General features: G+C 60.6%; 23 protein-coding genes. 2 read left to right on the forward strand and 21 right to left on the reverse strand.

The annotated features are described in order from the left end of the window. Positions 1-4 precede the first annotated feature (4 nt). The 20 genes from acpS to JAB4_RS20585 all read right to left on the reverse strand — a co-directional run bounded on the left by acpS (position 5) and on the right by JAB4_RS20585 (position 17,551). Positions 5-400 carry a holo-ACP synthase gene (acpS, locus tag JAB4_RS20490; RefSeq protein ID WP_070223854.1) on the reverse strand — a complete coding sequence of 132 codons (396 nt, stop codon included), beginning with the start codon at positions 398-400 and terminating at the stop codon, positions 5-7. 21 nt (positions 401-421) lie between these two features. Beyond that, complete coding sequence (gene pdxJ / locus JAB4_RS20495; RefSeq protein ID WP_070223856.1) at positions 422-1,183, reverse strand: pyridoxine 5'-phosphate synthase; 762 nt, start codon at positions 1,181-1,183, stop codon at positions 422-424. A 35-nt stretch (positions 1,184-1,218) separates the two neighbouring features. Further along, a complete protein-coding gene (gene recO / locus JAB4_RS20500; RefSeq protein WP_070223858.1) occupies positions 1,219-2,055 on the reverse strand; it encodes a DNA repair protein RecO in 837 nt (278 codons plus the stop codon). A gap of 28 nt (positions 2,056-2,083) precedes the next feature. Beyond that, positions 2,084-2,986, reverse strand: a complete 903-nt coding sequence (gene era / locus JAB4_RS20505) for a GTPase Era (RefSeq protein ID WP_034749612.1) — start codon at positions 2,984-2,986, stop codon at positions 2,084-2,086. Position 2,987: 1 nt separating this feature from the next. Then, positions 2,988-3,803 carry a ribonuclease III gene (gene rnc, locus JAB4_RS20510; protein ID WP_070223860.1) on the reverse strand — a complete coding sequence of 272 codons (816 nt, stop codon included), beginning with the start codon at positions 3,801-3,803 and terminating at the stop codon, positions 2,988-2,990. A gap of 92 nt (positions 3,804-3,895) precedes the next feature. Next, the gene (gene lepB / locus JAB4_RS20515) at positions 3,896-4,816 is read right to left on the reverse strand and encodes a signal peptidase I (RefSeq protein ID WP_070223862.1); all 921 of its coding nucleotides are present in this window, start codon (positions 4,814-4,816) and stop codon (positions 3,896-3,898) included. A gap of 3 nt (positions 4,817-4,819) precedes the next feature. After that, positions 4,820-6,610 carry a translation elongation factor 4 gene (lepA, locus tag JAB4_RS20520; protein ID WP_070223864.1) on the reverse strand — a complete coding sequence of 597 codons (1,791 nt, stop codon included), beginning with the start codon at positions 6,608-6,610 and terminating at the stop codon, positions 4,820-4,822. 317 nt (positions 6,611-6,927) lie between these two features. Then, on the reverse strand, positions 6,928-7,173 hold the full coding sequence (locus JAB4_RS20525; protein ID WP_070223866.1) for a glutaredoxin family protein: 246 nt from the start codon (positions 7,171-7,173) through the stop codon (positions 6,928-6,930). A 54-nt stretch (positions 7,174-7,227) separates the two neighbouring features. Continuing rightward, entirely contained in the window at positions 7,228-8,724 is a 1,497-nt protein-coding gene (locus JAB4_RS20530) for a DegQ family serine endoprotease (protein WP_070223868.1), read from the reverse strand. Positions 8,725-8,958: 234 nt separating this feature from the next. Further along, positions 8,959-9,282, reverse strand: coding sequence for a sigma-E factor negative regulatory protein (locus tag JAB4_RS20535; protein ID WP_070223869.1), 324 nt, complete (start codon positions 9,280-9,282; stop codon positions 8,959-8,961). 72 nt (positions 9,283-9,354) lie between these two features. Beyond that, positions 9,355-9,978: an RNA polymerase sigma factor RpoE gene (gene rpoE, locus JAB4_RS20540; RefSeq protein WP_070223871.1), complete on the reverse strand. Its 624-nt coding sequence runs from the start codon at positions 9,976-9,978 to the stop codon at positions 9,355-9,357. A 66-nt stretch (positions 9,979-10,044) separates the two neighbouring features. Then, positions 10,045-10,575: a hypothetical protein gene (locus JAB4_RS20545; protein WP_139143556.1), complete on the reverse strand. Its 531-nt coding sequence runs from the start codon at positions 10,573-10,575 to the stop codon at positions 10,045-10,047. Positions 10,576-10,696: 121 nt separating this feature from the next. Further along, positions 10,697-11,947, reverse strand: a complete 1,251-nt coding sequence (gene fabF / locus JAB4_RS20550) for a beta-ketoacyl-ACP synthase II (protein WP_070223875.1) — start codon at positions 11,945-11,947, stop codon at positions 10,697-10,699. Positions 11,948-11,976: 29 nt separating this feature from the next. Then, on the reverse strand, positions 11,977-12,216 hold the full coding sequence (gene acpP, locus JAB4_RS20555; RefSeq protein WP_008449912.1) for an acyl carrier protein: 240 nt from the start codon (positions 12,214-12,216) through the stop codon (positions 11,977-11,979). 178 nt (positions 12,217-12,394) lie between these two features. Further along, positions 12,395-13,138: a 3-oxoacyl-ACP reductase FabG gene (gene fabG, locus JAB4_RS20560; RefSeq protein WP_070223877.1), complete on the reverse strand. Its 744-nt coding sequence runs from the start codon at positions 13,136-13,138 to the stop codon at positions 12,395-12,397. Between the two features lie 49 nt (positions 13,139-13,187). Then, the gene (gene fabD / locus JAB4_RS20565) at positions 13,188-14,129 is read right to left on the reverse strand and encodes an ACP S-malonyltransferase (RefSeq protein ID WP_070223879.1); all 942 of its coding nucleotides are present in this window, start codon (positions 14,127-14,129) and stop codon (positions 13,188-13,190) included. Between the two features lie 137 nt (positions 14,130-14,266). Further along, the gene (locus JAB4_RS20570) at positions 14,267-15,265 is read right to left on the reverse strand and encodes a beta-ketoacyl-ACP synthase III (RefSeq protein WP_070223881.1); all 999 of its coding nucleotides are present in this window, start codon (positions 15,263-15,265) and stop codon (positions 14,267-14,269) included. Positions 15,266-15,280: 15 nt separating this feature from the next. Continuing rightward, a complete protein-coding gene (plsX, locus tag JAB4_RS20575) occupies positions 15,281-16,348 on the reverse strand; it encodes a phosphate acyltransferase PlsX (RefSeq protein WP_035820253.1) in 1,068 nt (355 codons plus the stop codon). Positions 16,349-16,558: 210 nt separating this feature from the next. Further along, a complete protein-coding gene (gene rpmF, locus JAB4_RS20580; protein ID WP_034749653.1) occupies positions 16,559-16,741 on the reverse strand; it encodes a 50S ribosomal protein L32 in 183 nt (60 codons plus the stop codon). Positions 16,742-17,053: 312 nt separating this feature from the next. Beyond that, positions 17,054-17,551: a DUF177 domain-containing protein gene (locus tag JAB4_RS20585; protein ID WP_070223883.1), complete on the reverse strand. Its 498-nt coding sequence runs from the start codon at positions 17,549-17,551 to the stop codon at positions 17,054-17,056. Positions 17,552-17,774: 223 nt separating this feature from the next. Here JAB4_RS20585 and JAB4_RS20590 point away from each other — a divergent pair, with 223 nt between their 5' ends. Beyond that, positions 17,775-18,383 (forward strand): Maf-like protein, encoded by a 609-nt coding sequence (locus JAB4_RS20590; protein ID WP_070224171.1) that lies wholly within the window; start codon positions 17,775-17,777, stop codon positions 18,381-18,383. 130 nt (positions 18,384-18,513) lie between these two features. Beyond that, positions 18,514-19,263, forward strand: coding sequence for an SAM-dependent methyltransferase (locus JAB4_RS20595; protein WP_070223890.1), 750 nt, complete (start codon positions 18,514-18,516; stop codon positions 19,261-19,263). Positions 19,264-19,336: 73 nt separating this feature from the next. Here JAB4_RS20595 and rlmJ read toward each other — a convergent pair whose 3' ends face one another. Continuing rightward, on the reverse strand, positions 19,337-20,254 hold the full coding sequence (rlmJ, locus tag JAB4_RS20600; RefSeq protein ID WP_070223892.1) for a 23S rRNA (adenine(2030)-N(6))-methyltransferase RlmJ: 918 nt from the start codon (positions 20,252-20,254) through the stop codon (positions 19,337-19,339). Positions 20,255-20,495 lie beyond the last annotated feature (241 nt).

Genomic DNA, 20,495 nt, shown 5'->3' on the forward strand with positions numbered 1-20,495 from the left:
TGCATTACGGCGCTTGCTCCACAATCACAAACGCCACGGCATACTCTTCTTCATCGCTGATCGTCACTTGCGCGCTCAGGCGATTCTTTTCCATGAAGTCGGCCAGCACGCCGCTGCAGACGATCATCGGCTTGCCGCTGGGGTGGTTCAGCATTTGCGCGGCGGGCCACGTCATCGGCATGCGCAGGCCCAGGCCGATGGCCTTGGAAAACGCTTCCTTGGCCGCAAAACGGGTGGCGAGAAAACGCACGCCGCGCACGGCGTTCTTGGCGCTGCGGGCGCGGAACTTGTCCAGCTCCTGCGGTCCCAGTATCTTTTTGGCGAAACGCTCGCCGTGGCGCGCCAGAGCCGCCTCGATGCGGGGAATCTTGCAGATGTCGGTGCCGATGCCGTAGATCATGGCGCTCTCCCTTGTGCGCGTTTATGCTTTGCCAGCGAGGCGCGTCGCCACCATGATGGCCTTCATTTCGCGCACGGCGTTTTCCCAGCCGACAAACACGGCATGAGCGACGATGGCGTGGCCGATGTTCAGTTCGGCAATATCGGGAATCGCGGCGATCGCCTGCACATTGGTGTAATGCAAGCCGTGGCCCGCATTGACCTTCAAGCCGCGGCCCACGCCGAACAGCACGCCCGCCTTGATGCGTTCCAGCTCCGCCAACTGTTCCGCGCCCTCGGTATCGGCGTAGCGCCCCGTGTGCAGTTCGATCACGGGCGCACCGAGTTCGGCGGCGGCGGCGATCTGCTGTTCGTCCGCGTCGATGAACAGGCTCACGCGGATGCCCTCGCCTTGCAATTGCTTGACGGCAGCCTGCACTTCCTTGAAGTAGCGCACCACGTCCAGGCCACCCTCGGTCGTCACTTCCGTGCGTTTTTCCGGTACCAGGCACACGTCGGCCGGGCGGATGCCGCAGGCGAAGTCGATCATTTCCTGCGTCACTGCCGCTTCCAGGTTCATGCGCGTGAGCAACTGCGGCGCGATGGCGATCACGTCCGCATCCTTGATGTGACGGCGGTCTTCGCGCAGGTGCAGGGTGATGGCGTCGGCGCCCGCCTGTTCGGCCAGCAGGGCCGCGCGGATCGGGTCCGGATACGCGGTGCCGCGCGCATTGCGCAAGGTGGCCACGTGGTCGATGTTGACGCCCAGGTCGATGACGGGGCCGGCAGGCTGCAAAAAGCTCATAGTGATGGTATCCGTAAAGTGCTGTAGCGCAACCGCTACAACTGCATTAAATCGATCAGTATCTGGCGCGTGTTCAAGGTGGCGCCCCCCAGTTGATGGGCCAGCAAAAAGCGCATCAGCAGCTTGCTTTGCGCCTGCGTGGCCACGTCAAGGTAATCTTCGCGCTCCATGTCGAGCAGGGTCTTGCCCGTGATCTTGGGCCAGGCGTCGGCGGCGCGCGCCGGGCGCGGTCCCCGTTCCGGGTCGACCACGTATACCTGCCCCGCTTCGACGGCCTGGCGCGTGCCCGTGCAGCGCGTCAGGTCGGCCGCCACGCCCGTTTCCTTGAGCAGCGCGCGCTCGAACTTGCGCAGCACGATGGGCGGCGGCTCATTGTGCGCCAGTTGATTCAAGGTGGCAACGTAGTGGTCGAACAGCACGGGATGCGGATCGTCGCGCGCCAGCAATTTGACGAGCAATTCGTTCAGATAGAAGCCGCACAGCAGGGCCGTCTTTTCCAGCGGCAGCATGCCGCCCACCCATTCCGCGCCCGTCAGGATGCGCAGCTCGGACTTGCCCGTCCAGCCCGCCTGCAGCGGCTGGAACGTCTGCAGCACGCCGCGCAACTGCGAATGGGGCCGCTTGGCGCCCTTGGCGACGAGCGCGATGCGGCCGTATTCGCGCGTAAACACGTCGACGATGAGGCTGGTTTCTTTATGCGGATAGCTGTGCAGCACGAAGGCTGGCTGGCCCGTGATGCGGCCGTCGCGCGCGGGCGGACGGCTGCGCCGGGGTGCTGCGGAAGGTGCGGCCGGCGGCGCGATGGCCGCCGGCGCGGGGACAACGGGTGAGGCTGGCGCGGGATCGTGCAGCGCTGGCGTGGTGGTGCTCATGCGTGTGGTGTCGCCCCCGGGTTGTGGATTACTCGTAGCCGTAGGCGCGCAAGCCCGCCTCGTTGTCGGCCCAGCCCGACTTGACCTTGACCCAGATTTCCAGGTACACGGGGCCGCCGAACAGTTTTTCCATATCCAGGCGGGCCTGGGTGGAGACTTCCTTCAGGCGCGCGCCCTTGTTGCCGATGATCATGGATTTATGCGTATCGCGCTCGACCAGGATGGCGGCGAACACGCGGCGCAAATCGCCTTCCTGCTCGAATTTCTCGATCAGCACGGTGCTCGTGTACGGCAGTTCGTCGCCGACGAAGCGGAACAGTTTTTCGCGCACGATTTCCGAGGCGAGGAATTTCTCGCTGCGGTCCGTGATGTCGTCCGGGCCAAAGATAGGCTGGTTTTCCGGCAAGAAGCGCTTGATCTCGTTCTGCAGGCCTTCCAGCTGGAAATGCAGCTTGGCGGACACAGGAACGATGGCGGCGAAGTCGCGCATGGCGGCGATCTTTTGCGCGAACGGCAGCAGCACGGCCTTGTCCTTGACCCTGTCCGATTTATTGATGACGAGGATGCACGGCACTTCCTTCGGCAGCAGGTCCATCACTTGCTGGTCGGCCGGGCCGAACGTGCCCGCCTCGATCACGTACAGGATCACGTCCGAGGAAATCAGCGTGTTCGTGACGGTCTTGTTCAGCGTCTTGTTCAGCGCGTTCGAGTGGCGCGTCTGGAAGCCGGGCGTGTCGACGTAGATGAATTGCGCGTCCGGCACCGTCTGGATGCCCGTGATGCGGTGGCGCGTGGTTTGCGCCTTGCGCGAAGTGATGCTGACCTTCGCGCCGATCAGCACGTTCATCAGGGTCGATTTGCCCACGTTGGGGCGGCCCACGATGGCGATATAGCCGCAGCGGAAGTTGTCGGGCATTTTGGTGGCTGTCATGCTAGTGTCGATTCTGTTTAGTGTGAGCGGCGATCGCCGGGGCAGCCGGGGCTGGCGCGTCGTCGCTCTGGATGGTGGCAATGCCGGCCAGCTTGAGCTGGGCGGCGCGCGGTTTGGGCTTGCGGCTGGCGGCAGGCGACTTCAACAGCGCCTGCTCGGCCACGTCCAGCGCCAGTTTGGCGGCGGCTTGCTCACCGGCGCGGCGGCTTCCGCCACGGCCGTAAACCTGGATGTTCAATTTCGGCACCAGGCATTCGATCTCGAATTCCTGGCTGTGGGCGGCGCCATGGGTAGCCACCACGTTGTACTGTGGCAGCGAAATTTTCTTGCTCTGCAAAAACTCCTGCAGCAGGGTCTTGGCATCCTTGCCCAGCGTTTGCGGATCGACCGAGTCGAGGATGGGAATGTAGAAGGCGCGGATCACCGTGCTGGCGGCGTCGAAGCCCGTGTCGAGGAAGATGGCGCCCAGCAAGGCTTCCAGCGTGTCGGCGAGGATCGATGGACGGCGGAAGCCGCCCGATTTGAGCTCGCCTTCGCCCAGGCGCAAAAATTGCGACAATTCCAGCTTTTGCGCGATTTCATACAGCGACTGCTGCTTGACCAGGTTGGCACGCAGGCGCGACAGGTCGCCTTCGTCGATGGTCTTGAAACGTTCGTACAGGATGGAAGCGACCACGCAGTTGAGGATGGAGTCGCCGAGGAATTCCAGCCGCTCGTTATGCAAACTGCTGTGGCTACGGTGCGTCAAGGCTTGCTGCAACAGGCCAGCATCCTGGAACGTATAGCCTAAACGGGTTTGCAATAGCTGAAGATTCATTGTTGTTTCTGTGTCATCTGAGTAATTCGGCTGGCCGCCGCGCGGGGAGTCGGCGCGGCAGCCATGGTTGGTCCATTACAGACCAGGCCGGCTTAGTGTATGCCGCCCACGCGTTTCGGATTGCTGAAGTTCATCCACACCAGGAAAGCCTTGCCGACGATGTTTTCGTTCGGCACGAAACCCCAGTAGCGGCTGTCCGCGCTATTGTCGCGGTTATCGCCCATCATGAAGTAATTGCCTTGTGGCACCACACACGTGAAGCCGTCTTCGTTGTAGCTGCACGCCTCCTTGTGCGGGAAATCCTTCACTTCGCGCAAGTTCAACGTGGGAGCGGGCTCGTCGTTGAGGATGCGGTGGCTCACGCCCGTCAGGTTTTCTTCCAGCTGCTTGTGGTAGACCGTGCTTTCGTCATCGAGGTAGTCGTCCAGCGGGGTGTACGCCACTTCCTTGCCGTTGACCGTCAAGCGCTTGTTTTCATAGGTGATTTTATCACCGGGCACCCCGATCACGCGCTTGATATAGTCTTGCGACATATCTTTCGGATACTTGAACACCATCACGTCGCCGCGCTGCGGATCATTGACTTCAATGATGCGCTTGTTGACGATCGGCAAACGAATGCCATAGGTGAACTTGTTTACCAGGATCAAATCGCCGACCAGCAAGGTCGGCACCATCGAGCTCGACGGGATCTTGAACGGCTCGTACAGGAACGAACGCAGGCAGAACACGAGGGCGATGACGGGAAAGAAGCTGCCCGAATACTCGACCCAGGTCGGCTGGCGCAACAGATCTGCCTCGATGGCGGCGCGGCGGCTGCTGCTACCATCGGACTTGATGCCTTCAGCCAACGACTTCGCTTGACGCTCATCGAACTCGGCCAGGGCACGGTCGGCCGCCTGCCGGCGCTGCTTGGACAGATAAAATACATCCAGGCACCAGACCAGGCCCGTCAACACCATCAGCACGAACAGGATTAAAGCGAAATTTCCTAAAATCACTTGCAGGTTCATTGATTAACCATCCACTTGTAAAATTGCCAGGAATGCCTCTTGCGGGATCTCCACGGAACCCACTTGCTTCATGCGTTTCTTACCCGCTTTTTGTTTTTCCAGCAATTTCTTCTTGCGGCTGATATCGCCGCCATAGCACTTGGCCAGGACGTTCTTGCGCAAGGCTTTCACGTTCTCGCGCGAAATGATGTTCGCGCCGATGGTCGCCTGGATGGCCACGTCGAACATCTGGCGCGGAATCAGTTCGCGCATCTTGGCAGCCACCTGGCGGCCACGGTACTGGCTGTTCGAACGGTGAACGATGATGGCCAGCGCATCGACTTTTTCGCTGTTGATCAGCATGTCGACCTTGACCACGTCAGCCGCGCGGTATTCCTTGAACTCGTAATCCATCGAGGCATAGCCGCGCGACGTCGATTTCAGGCGGTCGAAGAAGTCCAGCACGATCTCGGCCATCGGCATTTCATACACAAGCTTGACCTGGCGGCCGTGGTAGCTCATGTCCATCTGGATGCCGCGCTTGCCGATACACAGGGTGATCACGGAGCCCACGTATTCCTGCGGCATGTACAGATTGACGGTGACGATAGGCTCGCGCACTTCCTCGATGCGCGACGGATCGGGCATCTTCGACGGGTTGTCGACGTTGATCATGGTGCCGTCGCGCTGGATCACTTCGTACACGACGGTTGGCGCCGTGGTGATCAGGTCCATGTCGAATTCGCGTTCGAGGCGCTCCTGCACGATTTCCATGTGCAGCAAGCCCAGGAAGCCGCAGCGGAAGCCGAAGCCCAGCGCCTGTGACACTTCCGGCTCGTACATCAGGGCCGCATCGTTCAGTTTCAGCTTTTCCAGCGAGTCGCGCAGCGCGTCGTACTGGTTCGCTTCCACGGGGAACAGGCCGGCGAACACTTGCGGCTGCACTTCCTTGAAGCCAGGCAATGGCGCGGCGGCAGGACGGTTGGCCAGGGTGACGGTATCGCCCACTTTCGCCGCTTTCAATTCCTTGATGCCGGCAATGATGAAGCCCACCTGGCCTGCTGACAACTGCGGCAAGGATTGCGAACGGGGCGAGAACACGCCGATGTCTTCCACCAGCTGCACCGAATCGGTGGCCATCAGGCGGATCTTGTCTTTCGGCTTCAGGGTACCGTTGATCACGCGCACCAGCATGACCACGCCCACATAGGCGTCATACCAGGAGTCGACGATCAGCGCCTGCAGCGGTGCATCGGGGTCGCCCTTCGGTGGCGGCACCTTGACGATCAGCTGCTCGAGTACGTCCAGCACGCCGAAGCCCGTCTTGGCCGAGCAATGCACGGCGTCGGCCGCGTCGATGCCGATCACGTCTTCGATCTCGGCAATCGCGCTCGGCGGATCCGCGTTCGGCAAATCGATCTTGTTCAGGACGGGCACCACTTCCACGCCCAGGTCCAGCGCCGTGTAGCAGTTGGCGACCGTTTGCGCTTCCACGCCTTGCGATGCATCCACCACCAGCAGCGCGCCTTCGCACGCCGACAGCGAGCGCGACACTTCATAGCTGAAGTCGACGTGGCCGGGCGTATCGATCAGGTTCAGGTTGTAGATCTGGCCATCGCGCGCCTTGTAGTGCAGGGCCGCCGTTTGCGCCTTGATGGTAATGCCGCGCTCGCGCTCCAGATCCATCGAATCGAGCACCTGCGCCTCCATCTCGCGGTCGGACAAGCCGCCGCACAATTGAATGATGCGGTCAGCCAGGGTCGATTTACCGTGGTCAATATGGGCGATGATGGAGAAGTTGCGTATGTTGTTCATTAACTAATATAAGTGCGAAGTTGACGACACTGCTTTAACAGGAATCAGGGGGATCATGTCCGGGCCAAACAGGGCCAAAACCAGGCGCCCCACTCATGATGAAAAAAGCGCTCCGAGCAGGACATCTGCATGCCCAGGCGAGCGCTTTTGAAGCGACAGAAGCTGCTGCCTCGGACAGTAGCTTTTTCGACCTCCCCATTTTACCGGATTTCAGAGTAGAAAGCCCGTCTTATGAGGCCGGCACCGGGGCAAGCCGACATTTTCGGCTGTTTTCAGCACCAGAATGGTGCAATGCAGTGTCAATATTGACAGTTAAACTACATCAGGCAGCGCCGCACGGCCGCCTCGTCGAGAAAATAATGGCAGAGCTCGGGCTGCGCCAGGTCGCCGAACAGCACCGGCACCAGCTCGTCGAAACGGGCCAGCAGCGAGGCGTCGGGCGAGGCGTCGATGTCGATCACGTCCACCGTGAACGGTTTGCCGGGCGGCTGCAGCAGGAGCAAGGCATCGAGCATGTCCTGGCAAAGGTGGCAATAACTGCGGGAATAGAGCGTGAAGTGCATGGAAAAGAGAAAAAGGCATCCCGGCCACAGCCGGGATGCAGGTGAATCAGAACCTTACTTCGCCGACGGGCGCAGCGAAACGAATTGCGCTACGTCGCCACGGCGCACCAGCACGGCCGACGTCTTTTTCGGATCGAGCTTGGCCACGAGGGCGTTGAACTGCTTGGCGTCTTTCACGGCAACGTTATTCAGCTGCAAGATCACGTCGCCAGGCTGCAGGCCGGCCAGAGCGGCCACGCCATCGGCCTCGTCAACCTGCACGCCGGCGTCGATCTTCAATTCCTGTTTCTTCGCGGCCGGCACGTCGCTGACCTTCAGCCCCAGTGCATTGACGGCTTGCGCTTCCGGCTCCCTGGCGCCCTTCTTCGCCGTTTTCTCGCTTTCCAGCTCGACGACGGTGACGGGAATGTCCTGCTGCGCACCCTTGCGCCAGACGGTGAGCGTGGACTTGCCGTTGACGGGAGCGCCGCCCACCAGACGCGGCAGGTCGGACGAACGCTCGATCGGCGCGCCGTTGAATTTCAGGATGATGTCACCGGGCTTGATGCCCGCCTTGTCGGCCGGACCGCCCGGCTCCACCATCGACACTTGCGCGCCCTTGGCATTCGGCAAGCCCAGCGATCCCGCCACGTCCTTGCTCACTTCGCCGATCTGCACACCGATGCGGCCGCGCACGACCTTGCCCGTCTTTTTCAGCTGCTCGCCCACGCGCATGGCTTCATCGATGGGCACGGCAAATGAAATGCCGTTGTAGGCGCCGGACAGGGTGGCGATCTGCGAATTGATGCCGATCACTTCGCCGCGCATATTGATCAGGGGACCGCCCGAGTTGCCGGGATTGACGGCAACGTCGCTCTGGATCAGCGGCAGGTAGTCGCCCGTGTCGCGCGACTTCGCGGAAATAATGCCGGCCGTCACCGTGTTTTCCAGGTTGAACGGCGAGCCGATGGCGATCACCCATTCGCCCACGCGGATCTTGTTCGAATCGCCGATAGTCAGGCGCGGCAGGTTGCCGCCCTCGATTTTCAGCAGGGCCACGTCGGTGCGCGCATCGGCGCCGATCACCTTGGCCTTGAATTCGCGCTTGTCCGTCAGCGTCACGTAAACCTCGTCGGCGCCATCGACCACGTGGGCATTGCTCAGCACGTAGCCATCGGCCGAGATGATGAAGCCGGAACCGACACCGCGCTGCACTTCCTGTTCCTGCGGTATGGCGCGGCGGCCGCCACGCGGCGCCTGCTGGCGCGGCGTCGGCATGGCGCCACCGAAGAAGCGGCGCAGGAATTCCTGCATTTCCTGCTCATCCTGACTGCCGGCGCCGGCGCCGCCCATTCTCAGGCGTTCGGTGGTGCGGATATTCACCACGGCCGGGCCCACGGCGTCGACCAGGTCCGAGAAATCAGGCAGTTTCACTGCCGGCACGGCGGCCTGCGCCTGTGGCGCCAGGCCCAGCATGGTGGGAGCCAGAAACACGCCAGCGGTACCGAACAATAAGGCGGAAAGCGTCTTTACTGAAAACGACTTGCTGGCGGCACACATGTTTTTTTTCATGGAAAGGATCTCTTCGAATATATAAACGGATCAAAACGCGAATCAGGCGATTGCCTGCGTGCACGATTGGCCGTCATGACGGCGTCCCCGGGGCAAACCCATCCGGTAGCGCGCATGGCAGCAACAATATATCGCAAAAGCAAGATATTGCCTGCACACAGTGTCAATCGTACCGAAGGCCAGTGTCAAGAGGGCGACAGGAACGTTAAGCCTGGCATAAGATGGCGAAACGCCCTAGCGCTGCGCCAGCGGCCCCGCCTCCAGCGGCTCGGCTGCGCCCGGCGGCACGATGGCGGCGGACAGGGGCAGCAGCGGTTCCGCATGGGCAGGCGCCGACTCGGCGGCCAGGCGGCTGGCCAGGCGTGCATCGAACTGGGCGCTCAGTGCATGGCCGCACTGCTCCGAGCGCAGCACGTCACCGATATGGCGATAGGCATTCCAGGCTTGCCTCCCCTCATCCGTGTCGAGGGCGGCAAAAGCCAGTTCGAGTTCGCTCGCCGCCAGCTCGCCATCGGCCAGGGCGGAAATAGTCTCGTGCAAACGTGTGTGCGTATCCATGATGGGTCCTGCCATTTCAAGAGGATCGGTGCGAAAACCGGGCGCAGCCATGCCAACCTCATACTCTTCAGATTACCAGCGCTTGTCAATTGGCATGTCCAGCAACGGTTTCAATTTTTCCGCAATCACTTCGCGCGCGCGAAAAATCCGGCTGCGCACGGTGCCAATGGGGCACGCCATGATCTCCGATATTTCTTCATAGCTCAGGCCCTCGATCTCGCGCAGCACGATGGCCGTGCGCAATTCGATGGGCAGCACATCCATGGCCGCATTGACGGTGGCCGCAATCTGCTTGCTCGCCAGCACCGATTCCGGTGTATTGTTGTCACGCAGTTTATTGCCATCATCGAAGGACTCGGCCTGCTCGGCGTCGGCATCGCTGGACGTGGCGGCGCGCCTTCCCTGCGTGACGAGATAATTCTTGGCCGTATTGATGCCGATGCGGTACAGCCAGGTATAAAAGGCGGCATCGCCGCGAAAATGGCGCAGCGCCCGGTATGCCTTGATAAAGGTTTCCTGCACCACATCTTCGGCCTCCGCCGGGTCGTGCACCAGGCGCGACACGAGGCGCATCAAGCGGCGCTGGTATTTCGATACCAGCACATCGAATGCCCTTTTGTCGCCAGCCTGCACCCGCTCGACCAGTAACTGATCATACTCGCGCTCTGTCCTCACGCCCAATGTCCCTGTAGTCATGCAGCGTGGGCGCCTGTATGGATATAGAGTTGGCCCGCTGCAAGAAGTTCAGTGTTCGCCCCACTTTTATTCGTCCCCACTCCGCGCCGCAATGGCCCGGCACGCCACGGCCAGCGGGCGGAAGGCGGGGCAGCCGCCGCCGCGCTGCACCAGCACCTGCGTGCGCCGCCCCGCGGCATCGGCCAGGCACAGCACCAGCAGCGACGGCCACAGGGTCGAGCCCGGCAACAGGCGCAGTCCTGACGGCGGCGACGGCCCCGGGCCGGGCGGCGCCGCCACCCCGTCGGCATCCGCCCCTGGCGCTCCGCCATGCTCCAGATATACCGCCAGCCGCAATTGGCCAACCGGCGAAATATCAAGCGTCTGCGGCTTTCTGCGCCTGCGCAGCAAAGCGAGCAACAACACGCCGCCAGCCGTGCTCAGCAACGCGCCGGGCCAGCCCAGCGCATAGCCGCCCACCAGTTGGCCAGGCACCGCCGCAGCGCGCCACGCACCGCTCAGGGGCCAGGCGGCCAGCAAGGCACACAGTCCCAGCGCCGCTTGCAACAGACGCAAACAGACAGGCGTGCGAATGACAGCCGCTACTGCGATTGACATACTTCATGGGAAAAAAAAGGCGCGCCGGCAACATGCCGGGCAAATTCAGGCGCCAACGAACGTTGGCGCCGAATCAGCGCTCACTACGATTTGACCGTAGCGAGCGCTTGAAAGTTCCTGCTTATTTCGCTTTACCGAAAATCAGTGTGCCATTCGTGCCGCCGAAGCCGAACGAATTCTTCACTGCATAATCGATCTTCATATCCCGCGCCGTGTTGGCACAGAAATCGAGATCGCAAGCTGGATCCTGGTTGAAGATGTTGATGGTCGGTGGCGACACCTGATGGTGCAATGCCAGGACCGTAAACACCGCTTCCAGACCGCCCGCGCCGCCCAGCAAATGGCCCGTCATCGACTTGGTCGAGTTGACAACCAGATTCTTGGCGTGCTCGCCGAAGGTGCGTTTGATGCCCATCACTTCCGCCACGTCGCCTTGCGGGGTCGACGTGCCGTGCGCGTTCAGGTACTGAATCTGATCCGCGTTCAAGCCGGCGTTGTTGAGGGCCGCGATCACCGATTTGCTGCCGCCGCTGCCATCTTCCAGCGGCGAGGTCATGTGATAAGCATCTGCGCTCATCCCGAAACCATGCACTTCGGCATAGATCTTGGCACCACGGGCCACCGCGTGCTCGTAGTCTTCCAGCACCATGACGCCAGCGCCCTCGCCCAGCACGAAGCCGTCGCGGTCGGTATCCCACGGACGCGATGCCGTTGCCGGATCGTCGTTGCGGGTCGACAAGGCGCGCGCCGAGGCGAAACCGCCCAGGCCCAGCGGCGACACGGTCGATTCAGCGCCACCGGCGATCATGACGTCGGCATCGCCGTACTCGATCATGCGCGCTGCGGCACCGATGCTGTGCAAACCGGTGGTACACGCCGTCACGATCGCCAGATTCGGGCCCTTCAGACCATATTTGATCGAAAGGTTGCCAGAGATCATGTTAATGATCGAGGCAGGCACGAAAAAGGGCGAGATACGGCGCGGACCGCGCTTTTCGTACTCGGACTTGGTTTCCTCGATCAGCGGCAAGCCGCCGATACCGGAACCGATGATCACGCCGATGCGCTCGGCGTTTTCTTCGGTCACTTCCAGGCCGGAGTCCTGCATCGCCTGGATGCCGGCAGCCATGCCGTAATGGATAAAGGTATCCATGTGGCGTGCTTCCTTACCGGAGATATACTCTTCGATATTGAAGCCTTTGACTTCACCGGCAAAATGCGTGGTGAATGGCTGTGCATCAAACTTGGTAATCGTGGCAATGCCGGATTTACCTTCAATGATTGCGCCCCACGCCTCGGCAATAGTATTGCCGACAGGTGAAACGCAGCCCAGGCCGGTGACAACAACACGACGGTTTTTAGAACGGCTCAAGCGATTCTCCTGAAGTCGGTCAGACAGGCTTAGGCCTTGACGTGTGCGGTGGCGTAGTCGATCGCCTGTTGCACGGTGGTGATTTTTTCAGCTTGTTCGTCAGGGATTTCCATTTCGAATTCGTCTTCCAGGGCCATGACCAGTTCCACGGTGTCCAGGGAATCGGCGCCGAGATCGTCGACGAAGGAGGATTCGATTTTGATGTCTGCTTCTGCAACGCCCAGTTGCTCAGCGACGATTTTCTTAACGCGTTGTTCGATATCCGACATGTTATGGCTCCAAAGTGTGTGTTACGGAAAGTGCGCGCATTTTATCAGGTTTGCGCGTCCGAATACTAATTTCGGTGTCTGCTGCTAATTCGACCGAAGCTGCTGCTAAAAGATGCGATTATAGACAAAAACGGCCATTGAATGATGCCACAAACGCCCGCCCCGTCTAGCTTTCACATCAATTCATGTACATACCGCCGTTCACGTGCAGGGTGGTGCCCGTGATGTAGGCCGCTTGCGGCGAGGCCAAAAAGGCCACCGCCGCCGCCACGTCTTCCGGTTTGCCCAGGCGGGACAGGGGAATTTGCGTCAACAGGGCCGCGTGCTGCTCTTCGCTCAGGGCCTTGGTCATGTCGGTATCGATGAAGCCAGGGGCGATGCAGTTCACGGTAATGTTGCGGCTGCCGATTTCGCGCGCCAGGGCGCGGCTCATGCCTTCCACGCCGGCCTTGGCCGCCGCGTAATTCATTTGCCCCGGATTGCCCGACGACGCCACCACCGACGTGATATTAATGATACGCCCAGTTTTGGCTTTCATCATCCCGCGCAGTACGGCGCGCGACAGGCGGCCGACGGCCGACAGGTTCGTGGAAATCACGCTGTCCCACTCTTCATCCTTCATGCGCATGGCCAGCTGGTCTTGCGTAATGCCCGCATTGTTGACGAGGATGGACAGGCTGCCGTAGGCTTTCTGCACTTCATCGACGACGGCTGCGCAGCGCGCCGCATCGGTCACGTTCAGGACCAGGCCCTTGCCCGTGACGCCTTCGGCGGCCAGGTAATCGGTGATCGCTTGCGCACCGCTTTCCGAGGTGGCGGTGCCAACCACGGTAGCACCCTGTTTGCCCAGTTCGGTGGCGATGGCGCGGCCGATGCCGCGCGAGGCGCCCGTGACCAGCACGACTTGATTTGCTAAATTCATGAGTATCCTTAAAAGCAAGCGCGGCAGGCAGGCTGCCGCGATCTGATGTTTATTTGAGCTGCGTCAAAATGCGTTCCAGCGAAGCCTGGTCGACGATGGCGTCGCCCACCAGCACGGGATCGATGCGCTTGGCCAGGCCCATCAGGACCTTGCCCGGGCCGCATTCGATCACTTGCGTGATGCCGTCTGCCGCCACTTTTTGCATGGTTTCCACCCAGCGCACGGGACTGGCTGCCTGGCGCACGAGCGCATCCTTGATGCCGGCGACGTCGTTGACGATGGCCACGTCGACGTTGTTGATCAGGGCGATCTGCGGCGCGGCGAACGTCAGGCCGGCCATGTACTCGCGCAAGCGGTCCGATGCCGGTTTCAGCAGCGACGAGTGGAATGGCGCGGAAACGGGCAGCTTCATGGCGCGTTTGGCGCCCTTGGCCTTGGCCAGTTCGCAGGCGCGCTCAACGGCCGCCGTGTGGCCGGCGATGACGACTTGCGCCGGCGCATTGAAATTGACAGGCTCGACCACCAGGGCCGGGTTTTCCGCCGCCGCTTCCGCACAGGCGGCGCGCACGTCATCATCCGACAGGCCCAGCACGACAGCCATCGTGCCCTGCCCTACCGGTACGGCTTCCTGCATGGCTTGCGCGCGGAAACGCACGAGCGGCACGGCATCCTTGAACGAGATCACGCCGGCGGCGACCAGCGCCGAATATTCACCGAGGCTGTGACCGGCCACGACCGTCGGCACGGGGCCGCCCGCTGCCAGCCAGGCGCGATAGAAGGCCACGGCCGCCGTCAGCATCACCGGTTGCGTATTGGTGGTCAGGTCCAGCTCTTCCTTCGGACCTTCGGCGATCAGCTTGCCCAGGTCGCATTGCAGGGCATCCGACGCTTCGGCGACGGTTTGCGCAACCACGGGGTTGCCGGCGAAACCATCGAGCATCGCAATCGCTTGCGAGCCTTGGCCTGGGAAAACAAATGCAAATTGTGTCATGTCGACTCCGTTTTTTTACTATTTAGAGAATCAGAGACCTAAAGGCAACTGCTGGGGTACGTCCCTGCGGGATCGGAATGCATTCCATTGGAATGTATTCCCCCGACGGGTCGGACCCCAAAGTCAGCCTTCGGCTATCACATCCTTGCCAGCACGGCGCCCCAGGTAAAGCCGCCGCCCACGCCTTCCATCATGACGTTGTCGCCCTTCTTGACCCGGCCGTCGCGCACGGCGATGTCGAGCGCCAGCGGGATCGAAGCGGCCGAAGTGTTGCCGTGCTGGTCGACGGTGACGACCATCTTGTCCAGCGGCAAACCGAGTTTCTTGGCCGTGCTGTTCATGATGCGGATATTTGCCTGGTGCGGGATCAGCCAGTCGATCTGGTCCGACGTCATGTTGGCGTGTTCGAGGGCTTCGTGCGCGACCTTTTCCAGCACGGACACGGCCAGCTTGAAGACGGCCGGGCCATCCATGTACAGGAAGGCGCTGCCGTCCAGCGCGCCGCCAGCCAGGCTGCCCGGCACGCTGAGGATGTTCGAGTGGCGGCCGTCCGCGTGCAGCTTGGTGGCCAGAATGCCCGGTTCTTTCGACGCCGTCATGACGATGGCGCCGGCGCCGTCGCCGAACAGCACGCAAGTGCCGCGATCGTCGAAATTGAGGATGCGCGAAAACACTTCGGCGCCGATCACCAGCACGTTTTTATGCATGCCCGATTGAATAAAACTGTCGGCCGTGGCCACCGCATACACGAAACCGCTGCAGACGGCTTGCACGTCGACGGCGGCGCAATTGTTCGTGATGCCCAGCTTGTTTTGCACGATACAGGCGGTGCTGGGGAAGCTGCCGAAGAAGTCGGGGGTCGAGCTGGCGACGATGATGAGGTCGAGGTCGTTGCCGTTCAGGCCGGCCATGTCCAGGGCCTTTTTGGCCGCTTCCACGCCCAGGTCCGAGGAGTTTTGCGTTGGCGCCGCGTAATGGCGCGCCGAGATGCCGCTGCGCGACACGATCCATTCATCCGACGTCTCGATGCCCTTGGCGGCCAGCTGTTCGGTCAAGTCCTGGTTGGTGACGCGCTTCTCCGGCAGATAGCTGCCGGTACCGATAATTTTGCTGTAAGTTTTGCTAAAAACAGTCATGCAAGTACCCGTCCACTAAATGGTAGAGCTTGTTGATGTAGGTTCATCCGGAACTGGCGTGCGCGGCATCAACTCGGCGATCAGGCTGGCCAAGTGCGCTTGCACGTCATTTTTTGCCGCATCAAAGGCGCGGCGCAAGGCCCATTCGAAGGAATAGGCATCGGCGCTGCCATGGCTCTTGAAGACGAGGCCACGCAAGCCCAGCAGGCTGGCGCCGTTGTAACGCGAAGGATTCAAGCGGTTGCCGATGGCTTTCAGGGCCCCGCGGGCGATCAGCGCGCCCAGCATGGTAATCGGATTGCGCTTGAATTCGGAAGTGAGCACGTCTTTCATGAAGCGCGCCAGGCCTTCGATGGCCTTCAGGGTCACGTTGCCGACGAAACCGTCGCAGACGACGATATCGGTCGTGCCCTTGAAGATATCGTTGCCTTCCACGTTGCCGTAGAAGTTCAGCGCGCCACGCTCGTGGTCGGCCTGCAGCAGCTTCGAGGTGAGTTTCACCACTTCATTGCCCTTGATATCTTCCGTGCCCACGTTCAGCAAGCCGATCGTGGGACGTTCGATACCCTCCATGGCGGACACGAGCACGGAGCCCATGATGGCGAACTGGTGCAAGTGATGCGGTTCGCAATCGACGTTGGCGCCCAGGTCCAGCATGTAGGTCGGGCCGTTCTTTTGATTCGGCAAGATGCTGCAGATGGCCGGGCGGTCGACGCCGGACATGGTTTTCAATACGTAGCGCGACACGGCCATCAGGGCTGCCGTATTACCGGCGGAAACGGAGGCTTGCGCCACACCGCTCTTGACCTGTTCGATGGCCACGCGCATGGAGGAATCCTTCTTGCGGCGCAGGGCCACTTCCAGGGGATCGTCCATGGTAACTTGTTCGGAGGCATGCAATACCGACAGGCGCGGATGCGTGTCGGCTTTATGTTTCTTCAGTTCGGCACGAATCACGTCTTCCAATCCAACAAGGATCAGTTCGGCTTCAGGCTCATGTTTTACGAAGGAAATTGCTGCGGGGATAGTGACTGAGGGACCGTGATCTCCGCCCATGCAGTCGATAGAAATTTTGATTGTCATTTGTGTTGATTCAATACCGCTGCGGGCGTGCGGCAAGATGTGAATCGGACTGGAGCATATGCAGGGCGCAGCATGTCATGCACAGGCCTGGACAGCGTGATTCAAAATGACGGGTGTGCAAGATGAATTGCAGCCGATAAAAAAGAAGAAGCGGCGCCACGCCGAATAACCACGCAACACCGCTTTCATCTTACCCAACAAAAACGTCGATTACTCGTCGTTTTTGGTCTTCAACACTTTACGGCCACGATAGAAGCCGTTAGGGCTGATATGGTGACGCATGTGTGTTTCGCCGGTAACTGGCTCGACGCTCAATTGCGGCGCGACCAGGAAGTCGTGCGAACGGTGCATGCCGCGCTTGGAAGGGGTTTTCTTGTTCTGTTGAACTGCCATGATGACTCCTAATACATAAGTTCTAAAATTTTAGCACAATCGATTGGCAAATACATGCGAATCGAGTATCCCAGCGGCAAAGACTACCCGAAAATAGCCCGGACCGACATCGTTTATTACAATTACATTTCACTACACTTGCCATACTCGATTACTACACGCGTTTGACACGTTCTTTACAGGAAGCATCAAAAACCTACTGCGCTTCCCGCTATCGCCTCGGCGGCGCTCAGTACTTCCGTACGCTTGCGCTACTCAAGACGATATCGGGCCGCTCGCTACGGTTTTTTAAGGCTTCCTTTCTTACACTACTTATTCTGGCTTCAAGTCTTTCAGTGCCGCGAACGGCGACTTCTTTTCAGTCTTGAGAGCATCGAGCTGCGCCGTATCGGGGCAGACGTCGTGTTTGGGTACCTGCGGCAGGGCCAGCAAGGCTTCATCTTCGATCAGGGCCGCGGCATCAATGCTGCGGCTGCCGACGATCACGTCGATCGATTCATCGTTGATGATTTCTTCGATCTCGTCCGCGTGCTCGTCATCCTTGCCCAGCATCAGAGTGGTCGTCGAATCAATTGCGTAAGCATACGGAGTCAGGCAGCGCTGGCAAACCAGCTGAACGGTGCCGTTGACCGACAAGGTCAGTTGTGGGTAGCCCAGCTTGCTGGTGCCGCCGACGATCTTCCAGGCGATCTCGCCGGAATTATCTGCACAATCCTTGGTCAACCGGGTCATTTCAGCGACAGGAGTTACACCCTCGCGGCTCCCGCTGATACGACAAAAATCAAAGGCGTCGATCACAAAAGCATTCATTGGTAGAAAATTTCCCCGGAAAACCTGCGATAATAACAGGGTTTTTAGCACGGAGTCAAAGGCTAAGCATCTTTTTTGACGCAATCATTGCCATCAACATGACAACTTCATCAACACCGTCATGCCGCATGGAGCCTCAGTTATGGGCTCTGCGCCCTGGAATTTGCGTGAAATCCCACTGACATCGACCTGCGCGGCCATGCCGGCCGCCATCCACTACCGAATGATACCAACTTCCGCCCCATTGCGCTTGATTCTTGCATCGAGCTCGACCTACCGCAAGGAATTGCTGCAACGCCTGCGCCTGCCTTTCGAGGTGGCCGTGCCCGATCTCGACGAAAGCCCCCTGCCAGGCGAAAGCCCCAGCGCCACGGCCTTGCGCCTGGCCCAGGCCAAGGCACAGGCCGTGCTCGACCGCTATCCCGGCAGTCTCGTCATCGGCTCCGATCAGGTCGCCACCCTGGACGGCGCGCAGATCGGCAAGCCCGGCAACCATGACTATGCCCTGCGCCAGCTGCAAACCATGCGCGGGCGCCAGACCGTGTTCCACACGGCCCTGTGCCTGCTCGACGGGCGCCACACTCCGGCCGTGGCCCAGGTGGAAGATATCCAGACCCTCGTCACCGTGCGCGACTTGCCCGACGCGGAACTGGACGCCTACCTGCGCATCGAGCAGCCGTACGACTGCGCCGGCAGCGCCAAGAACGAAGGCCTGGGCATCGCCCTGCTCGAACGCATCGACAGCACCGACCCGACCGCCCTCACCGGCTTGCCGCTGATCGCCCTCACCGGCATGCTGCGCAAGGCGGGCGTGGCGTTTTTTAAAATTTAAAATACCCCTAACGGCAACATCTGGGGTCAGACCCGACGGGGGAGTGCGCTCCAATGGAGCACACTCCGATCCCGAAGGGACTGACCCCGGCAGTTTGACGTTGGGGTACTAACATGACTGACTAAAATCCATGACCGGCACCCTGTACCTGATCCCCAACCACCTCGGCCTGTCCGATGGCGCCATCGACCCGCTGGCCCGTATCATTCCCGAGCAGGTGCGGCAGATCACCTCGCAACTCGATTATTTCGTCGCGGAAAACGCCAAGACGGCGCGCGCCTTCCTGAAATTGATCGGCAACCAGCATCCGCTGGCCAAGCCGCTGCAGGAAATCACGATTTCCGAACTCAACGTCAATACCCCGGCGCAAGCGCTGGCCGGCTTGCTGGCACCGCTGCTGGCGGGACGCGATGCGGGCCTCGTGTCGGAAGCGGGCGTGCCCGCCGTGGCCGACCCCGGCGCCGACCTGGTACGCCTGGCGCATCAGCACGGCATTAAAGTGCGTCCGCTGGTGGGCCCGTCGTCGATCCTGCTGGCCGTGATGGCCAGCGGCTTGAACGGCCAGAGCTTCGCCTTCAACGGCTACCTGCCCACGGACGCGGCCCTGCGCGCCAAGCGCATCAAGGAACTGGAAAGCCGTTCGCGCAATGAAAAGCAAACTCAGCTGTTCATCGAAACGCCCTACCGCAACGCCGCCATGCTCGAAGCCCTCGTGGCGCAATGCGCGCCGTCAACCCTGATCTGCGTCGCCACGGACCTGAGCCTGGACTCGGAAAACGTGCAGACGTGGAATGGCGGACAGTGGAAGAAACAATTGGCCGCCGGCAAGGCGCCGGACTTCCACAAGAAACCCACCGTGTTCTTGCTGCTGGGACAGTAATTCCTCGCCAGCCAATAAAAAACGCCACGGTCGACTGCACCGTGGCGTTTGTATTACCTCACTACGACAGTCACTATACGCGGCGCGTGCCCGTATTTTTCTGTCCGCCCTTGCCCGTTTCCAGCACGAACTTGGCGCCATCGTCGCGGCCCAATACCTTCACCAGGTACGGCATGACTTCGCGCAACATCGGCTCCAAGGTGTACGGCGGGTTCAAGATGAACATGCCGCTGCTGTGCAGGCCGAAGCCGTCCGGCGACGGCGTGTTGACGGTCAGGGTCACGTGCAGCCAGTCCGAGCTGGGCAATTGCTTGAGCTTGTCGGCGAACTGGCGCGATTCCATGCGCTGCAGCACCGGGTACCAGACGGCGTAGATGCCGGACGGGAAGCGCACGAGGGCGTCGGCCAGGGTGTCCTTGACCCTGCGGTAATCCATCTTGTCTTCGTATGGCGGGTCGATCAGCACCAGCGCGCGGCGCGATGGCGGCGGCAGCAGGGCTTTCAGGCTCTGGAAACCGTCCGCCTTGGTGATGAGCACGCGCTTGCCGCGCACGGTCGGACGCTCGCCCTGGGCCAGCGCATGCGCCTCGACCTTGCGGAAGTTGTCAGCCAGAATCTTGGCATCGGCAGGATGCAGTTCGAACAGGCGCAGACGGTCTTGCTCGCGGCTGACCTTGTCGGCGCAGTACGGCGAACCCGGGTAGTAGCGCATCTTGCCGCTCGGATTCATTTCCTTGATCAGCTTCATGTACTCGGCCAGCGAGGCCGGCCAGTCCGTACGGTCCCACAGGGGCGCGATGCCCGTTTCGTACTCGGCATTTTTCGAGGCATAACCGCCGTCGAGCGCATACACGCCCGCGCCGGAATGGGTATCGATATAACTATAGGCGGTATCTTTTTGATTCAGGTATTGCAACAACTGAATCTGCACATAATGTTTCAACACATCGGCGTGATTACCCGCGTGAAAGGCGTGGCGGTAACTCAACATAAGCTGGCTAATTCCATAATAAAAATAAACAAAGGCGGGAGCGCTGACACCGGGCAGGGCATGAAAACAGACTGGAGGGGGTCAGGCTGCGGGGCCAGGAAACAGCATGGACCAGCGTAATCAGCGCGCAATTATCAGCATTATCCACCAGAAAGGTGTATTGCATCAAAAAACACCCATAAACAAGCTCATGCATTCTCGGGACTGAGGGGGCCGGGCGCGGTAGAATACGCGCATCGGG

This window comes from Janthinobacterium sp. HH102 (assembly GCF_001758625.2).
Lineage (GTDB): Bacteria > Pseudomonadota > Gammaproteobacteria > Burkholderiales > Burkholderiaceae_D > Janthinobacterium.

Excerpts from the sequence above, each read along its gene's own strand:
- fabG (WP_070223877.1), bottom strand. The coding sequence starts at position 13,138 with ATGAATTTAGCAAATCAAGTCGTGCTGGTCACGGGCGCCTCGCGCGGC.
- acpS (WP_070223854.1), bottom strand. The coding sequence starts at position 400 with ATGATCTACGGCATCGGCACCGACATCTGCAAGATTCCCCGCATCGAG.
- JAB4_RS20585 (WP_070223883.1), bottom strand. The coding sequence starts at position 17,551 with ATGAATGCTTTTGTGATCGACGCCTTTGATTTTTGTCGTATCAGCGGG.
- pdxJ (WP_070223856.1), bottom strand. The coding sequence starts at position 1,183 with ATGAGCTTTTTGCAGCCTGCCGGCCCCGTCATCGACCTGGGCGTCAAC.
- JAB4_RS20570 (WP_070223881.1), bottom strand. The coding sequence starts at position 15,265 with ATGACTGTTTTTAGCAAAACTTACAGCAAAATTATCGGTACCGGCAGC.
- JAB4_RS20535 (WP_070223869.1), bottom strand. The coding sequence starts at position 9,282 with ATGGATACGCACACACGTTTGCACGAGACTATTTCCGCCCTGGCCGAT.
- plsX (WP_035820253.1), bottom strand. The coding sequence starts at position 16,348 with ATGACAATCAAAATTTCTATCGACTGCATGGGCGGAGATCACGGTCCC.
- era (WP_034749612.1), bottom strand. The coding sequence starts at position 2,986 with ATGACAGCCACCAAAATGCCCGACAACTTCCGCTGCGGCTATATCGCC.
- rpoE (WP_070223871.1), bottom strand. The coding sequence starts at position 9,978 with ATGACTACAGGGACATTGGGCGTGAGGACAGAGCGCGAGTATGATCAG.
- JAB4_RS20590 (WP_070224171.1), top strand. The coding sequence starts at position 17,775 with ATGATACCAACTTCCGCCCCATTGCGCTTGATTCTTGCATCGAGCTCG.
- fabD (WP_070223879.1), bottom strand. The coding sequence starts at position 14,129 with ATGACACAATTTGCATTTGTTTTCCCAGGCCAAGGCTCGCAAGCGATT.
- JAB4_RS20530 (WP_070223868.1), bottom strand. The coding sequence starts at position 8,724 with ATGAAAAAAAACATGTGTGCCGCCAGCAAGTCGTTTTCAGTAAAGACG.
- rpmF (WP_034749653.1), bottom strand. The coding sequence starts at position 16,741 with ATGGCAGTTCAACAGAACAAGAAAACCCCTTCCAAGCGCGGCATGCAC.
- recO (WP_070223858.1), bottom strand. The coding sequence starts at position 2,055 with ATGAGCACCACCACGCCAGCGCTGCACGATCCCGCGCCAGCCTCACCC.
- lepA (WP_070223864.1), bottom strand. The coding sequence starts at position 6,610 with ATGAACAACATACGCAACTTCTCCATCATCGCCCATATTGACCACGGT.
- JAB4_RS20545 (WP_139143556.1), bottom strand. The coding sequence starts at position 10,575 with ATGTCAATCGCAGTAGCGGCTGTCATTCGCACGCCTGTCTGTTTGCGT.
- lepB (WP_070223862.1), bottom strand. The coding sequence starts at position 4,816 with ATGAACCTGCAAGTGATTTTAGGAAATTTCGCTTTAATCCTGTTCGTG.
- rnc (WP_070223860.1), bottom strand. The coding sequence starts at position 3,803 with ATGAATCTTCAGCTATTGCAAACCCGTTTAGGCTATACGTTCCAGGAT.
- JAB4_RS20595 (WP_070223890.1), top strand. The coding sequence starts at position 18,514 with ATGACCGGCACCCTGTACCTGATCCCCAACCACCTCGGCCTGTCCGAT.
- acpP (WP_008449912.1), bottom strand. The coding sequence starts at position 12,216 with ATGTCGGATATCGAACAACGCGTTAAGAAAATCGTCGCTGAGCAACTG.
- rlmJ (WP_070223892.1), bottom strand. The coding sequence starts at position 20,254 with ATGTTGAGTTACCGCCACGCCTTTCACGCGGGTAATCACGCCGATGTG.
- JAB4_RS20525 (WP_070223866.1), bottom strand. The coding sequence starts at position 7,173 with ATGCACTTCACGCTCTATTCCCGCAGTTATTGCCACCTTTGCCAGGAC.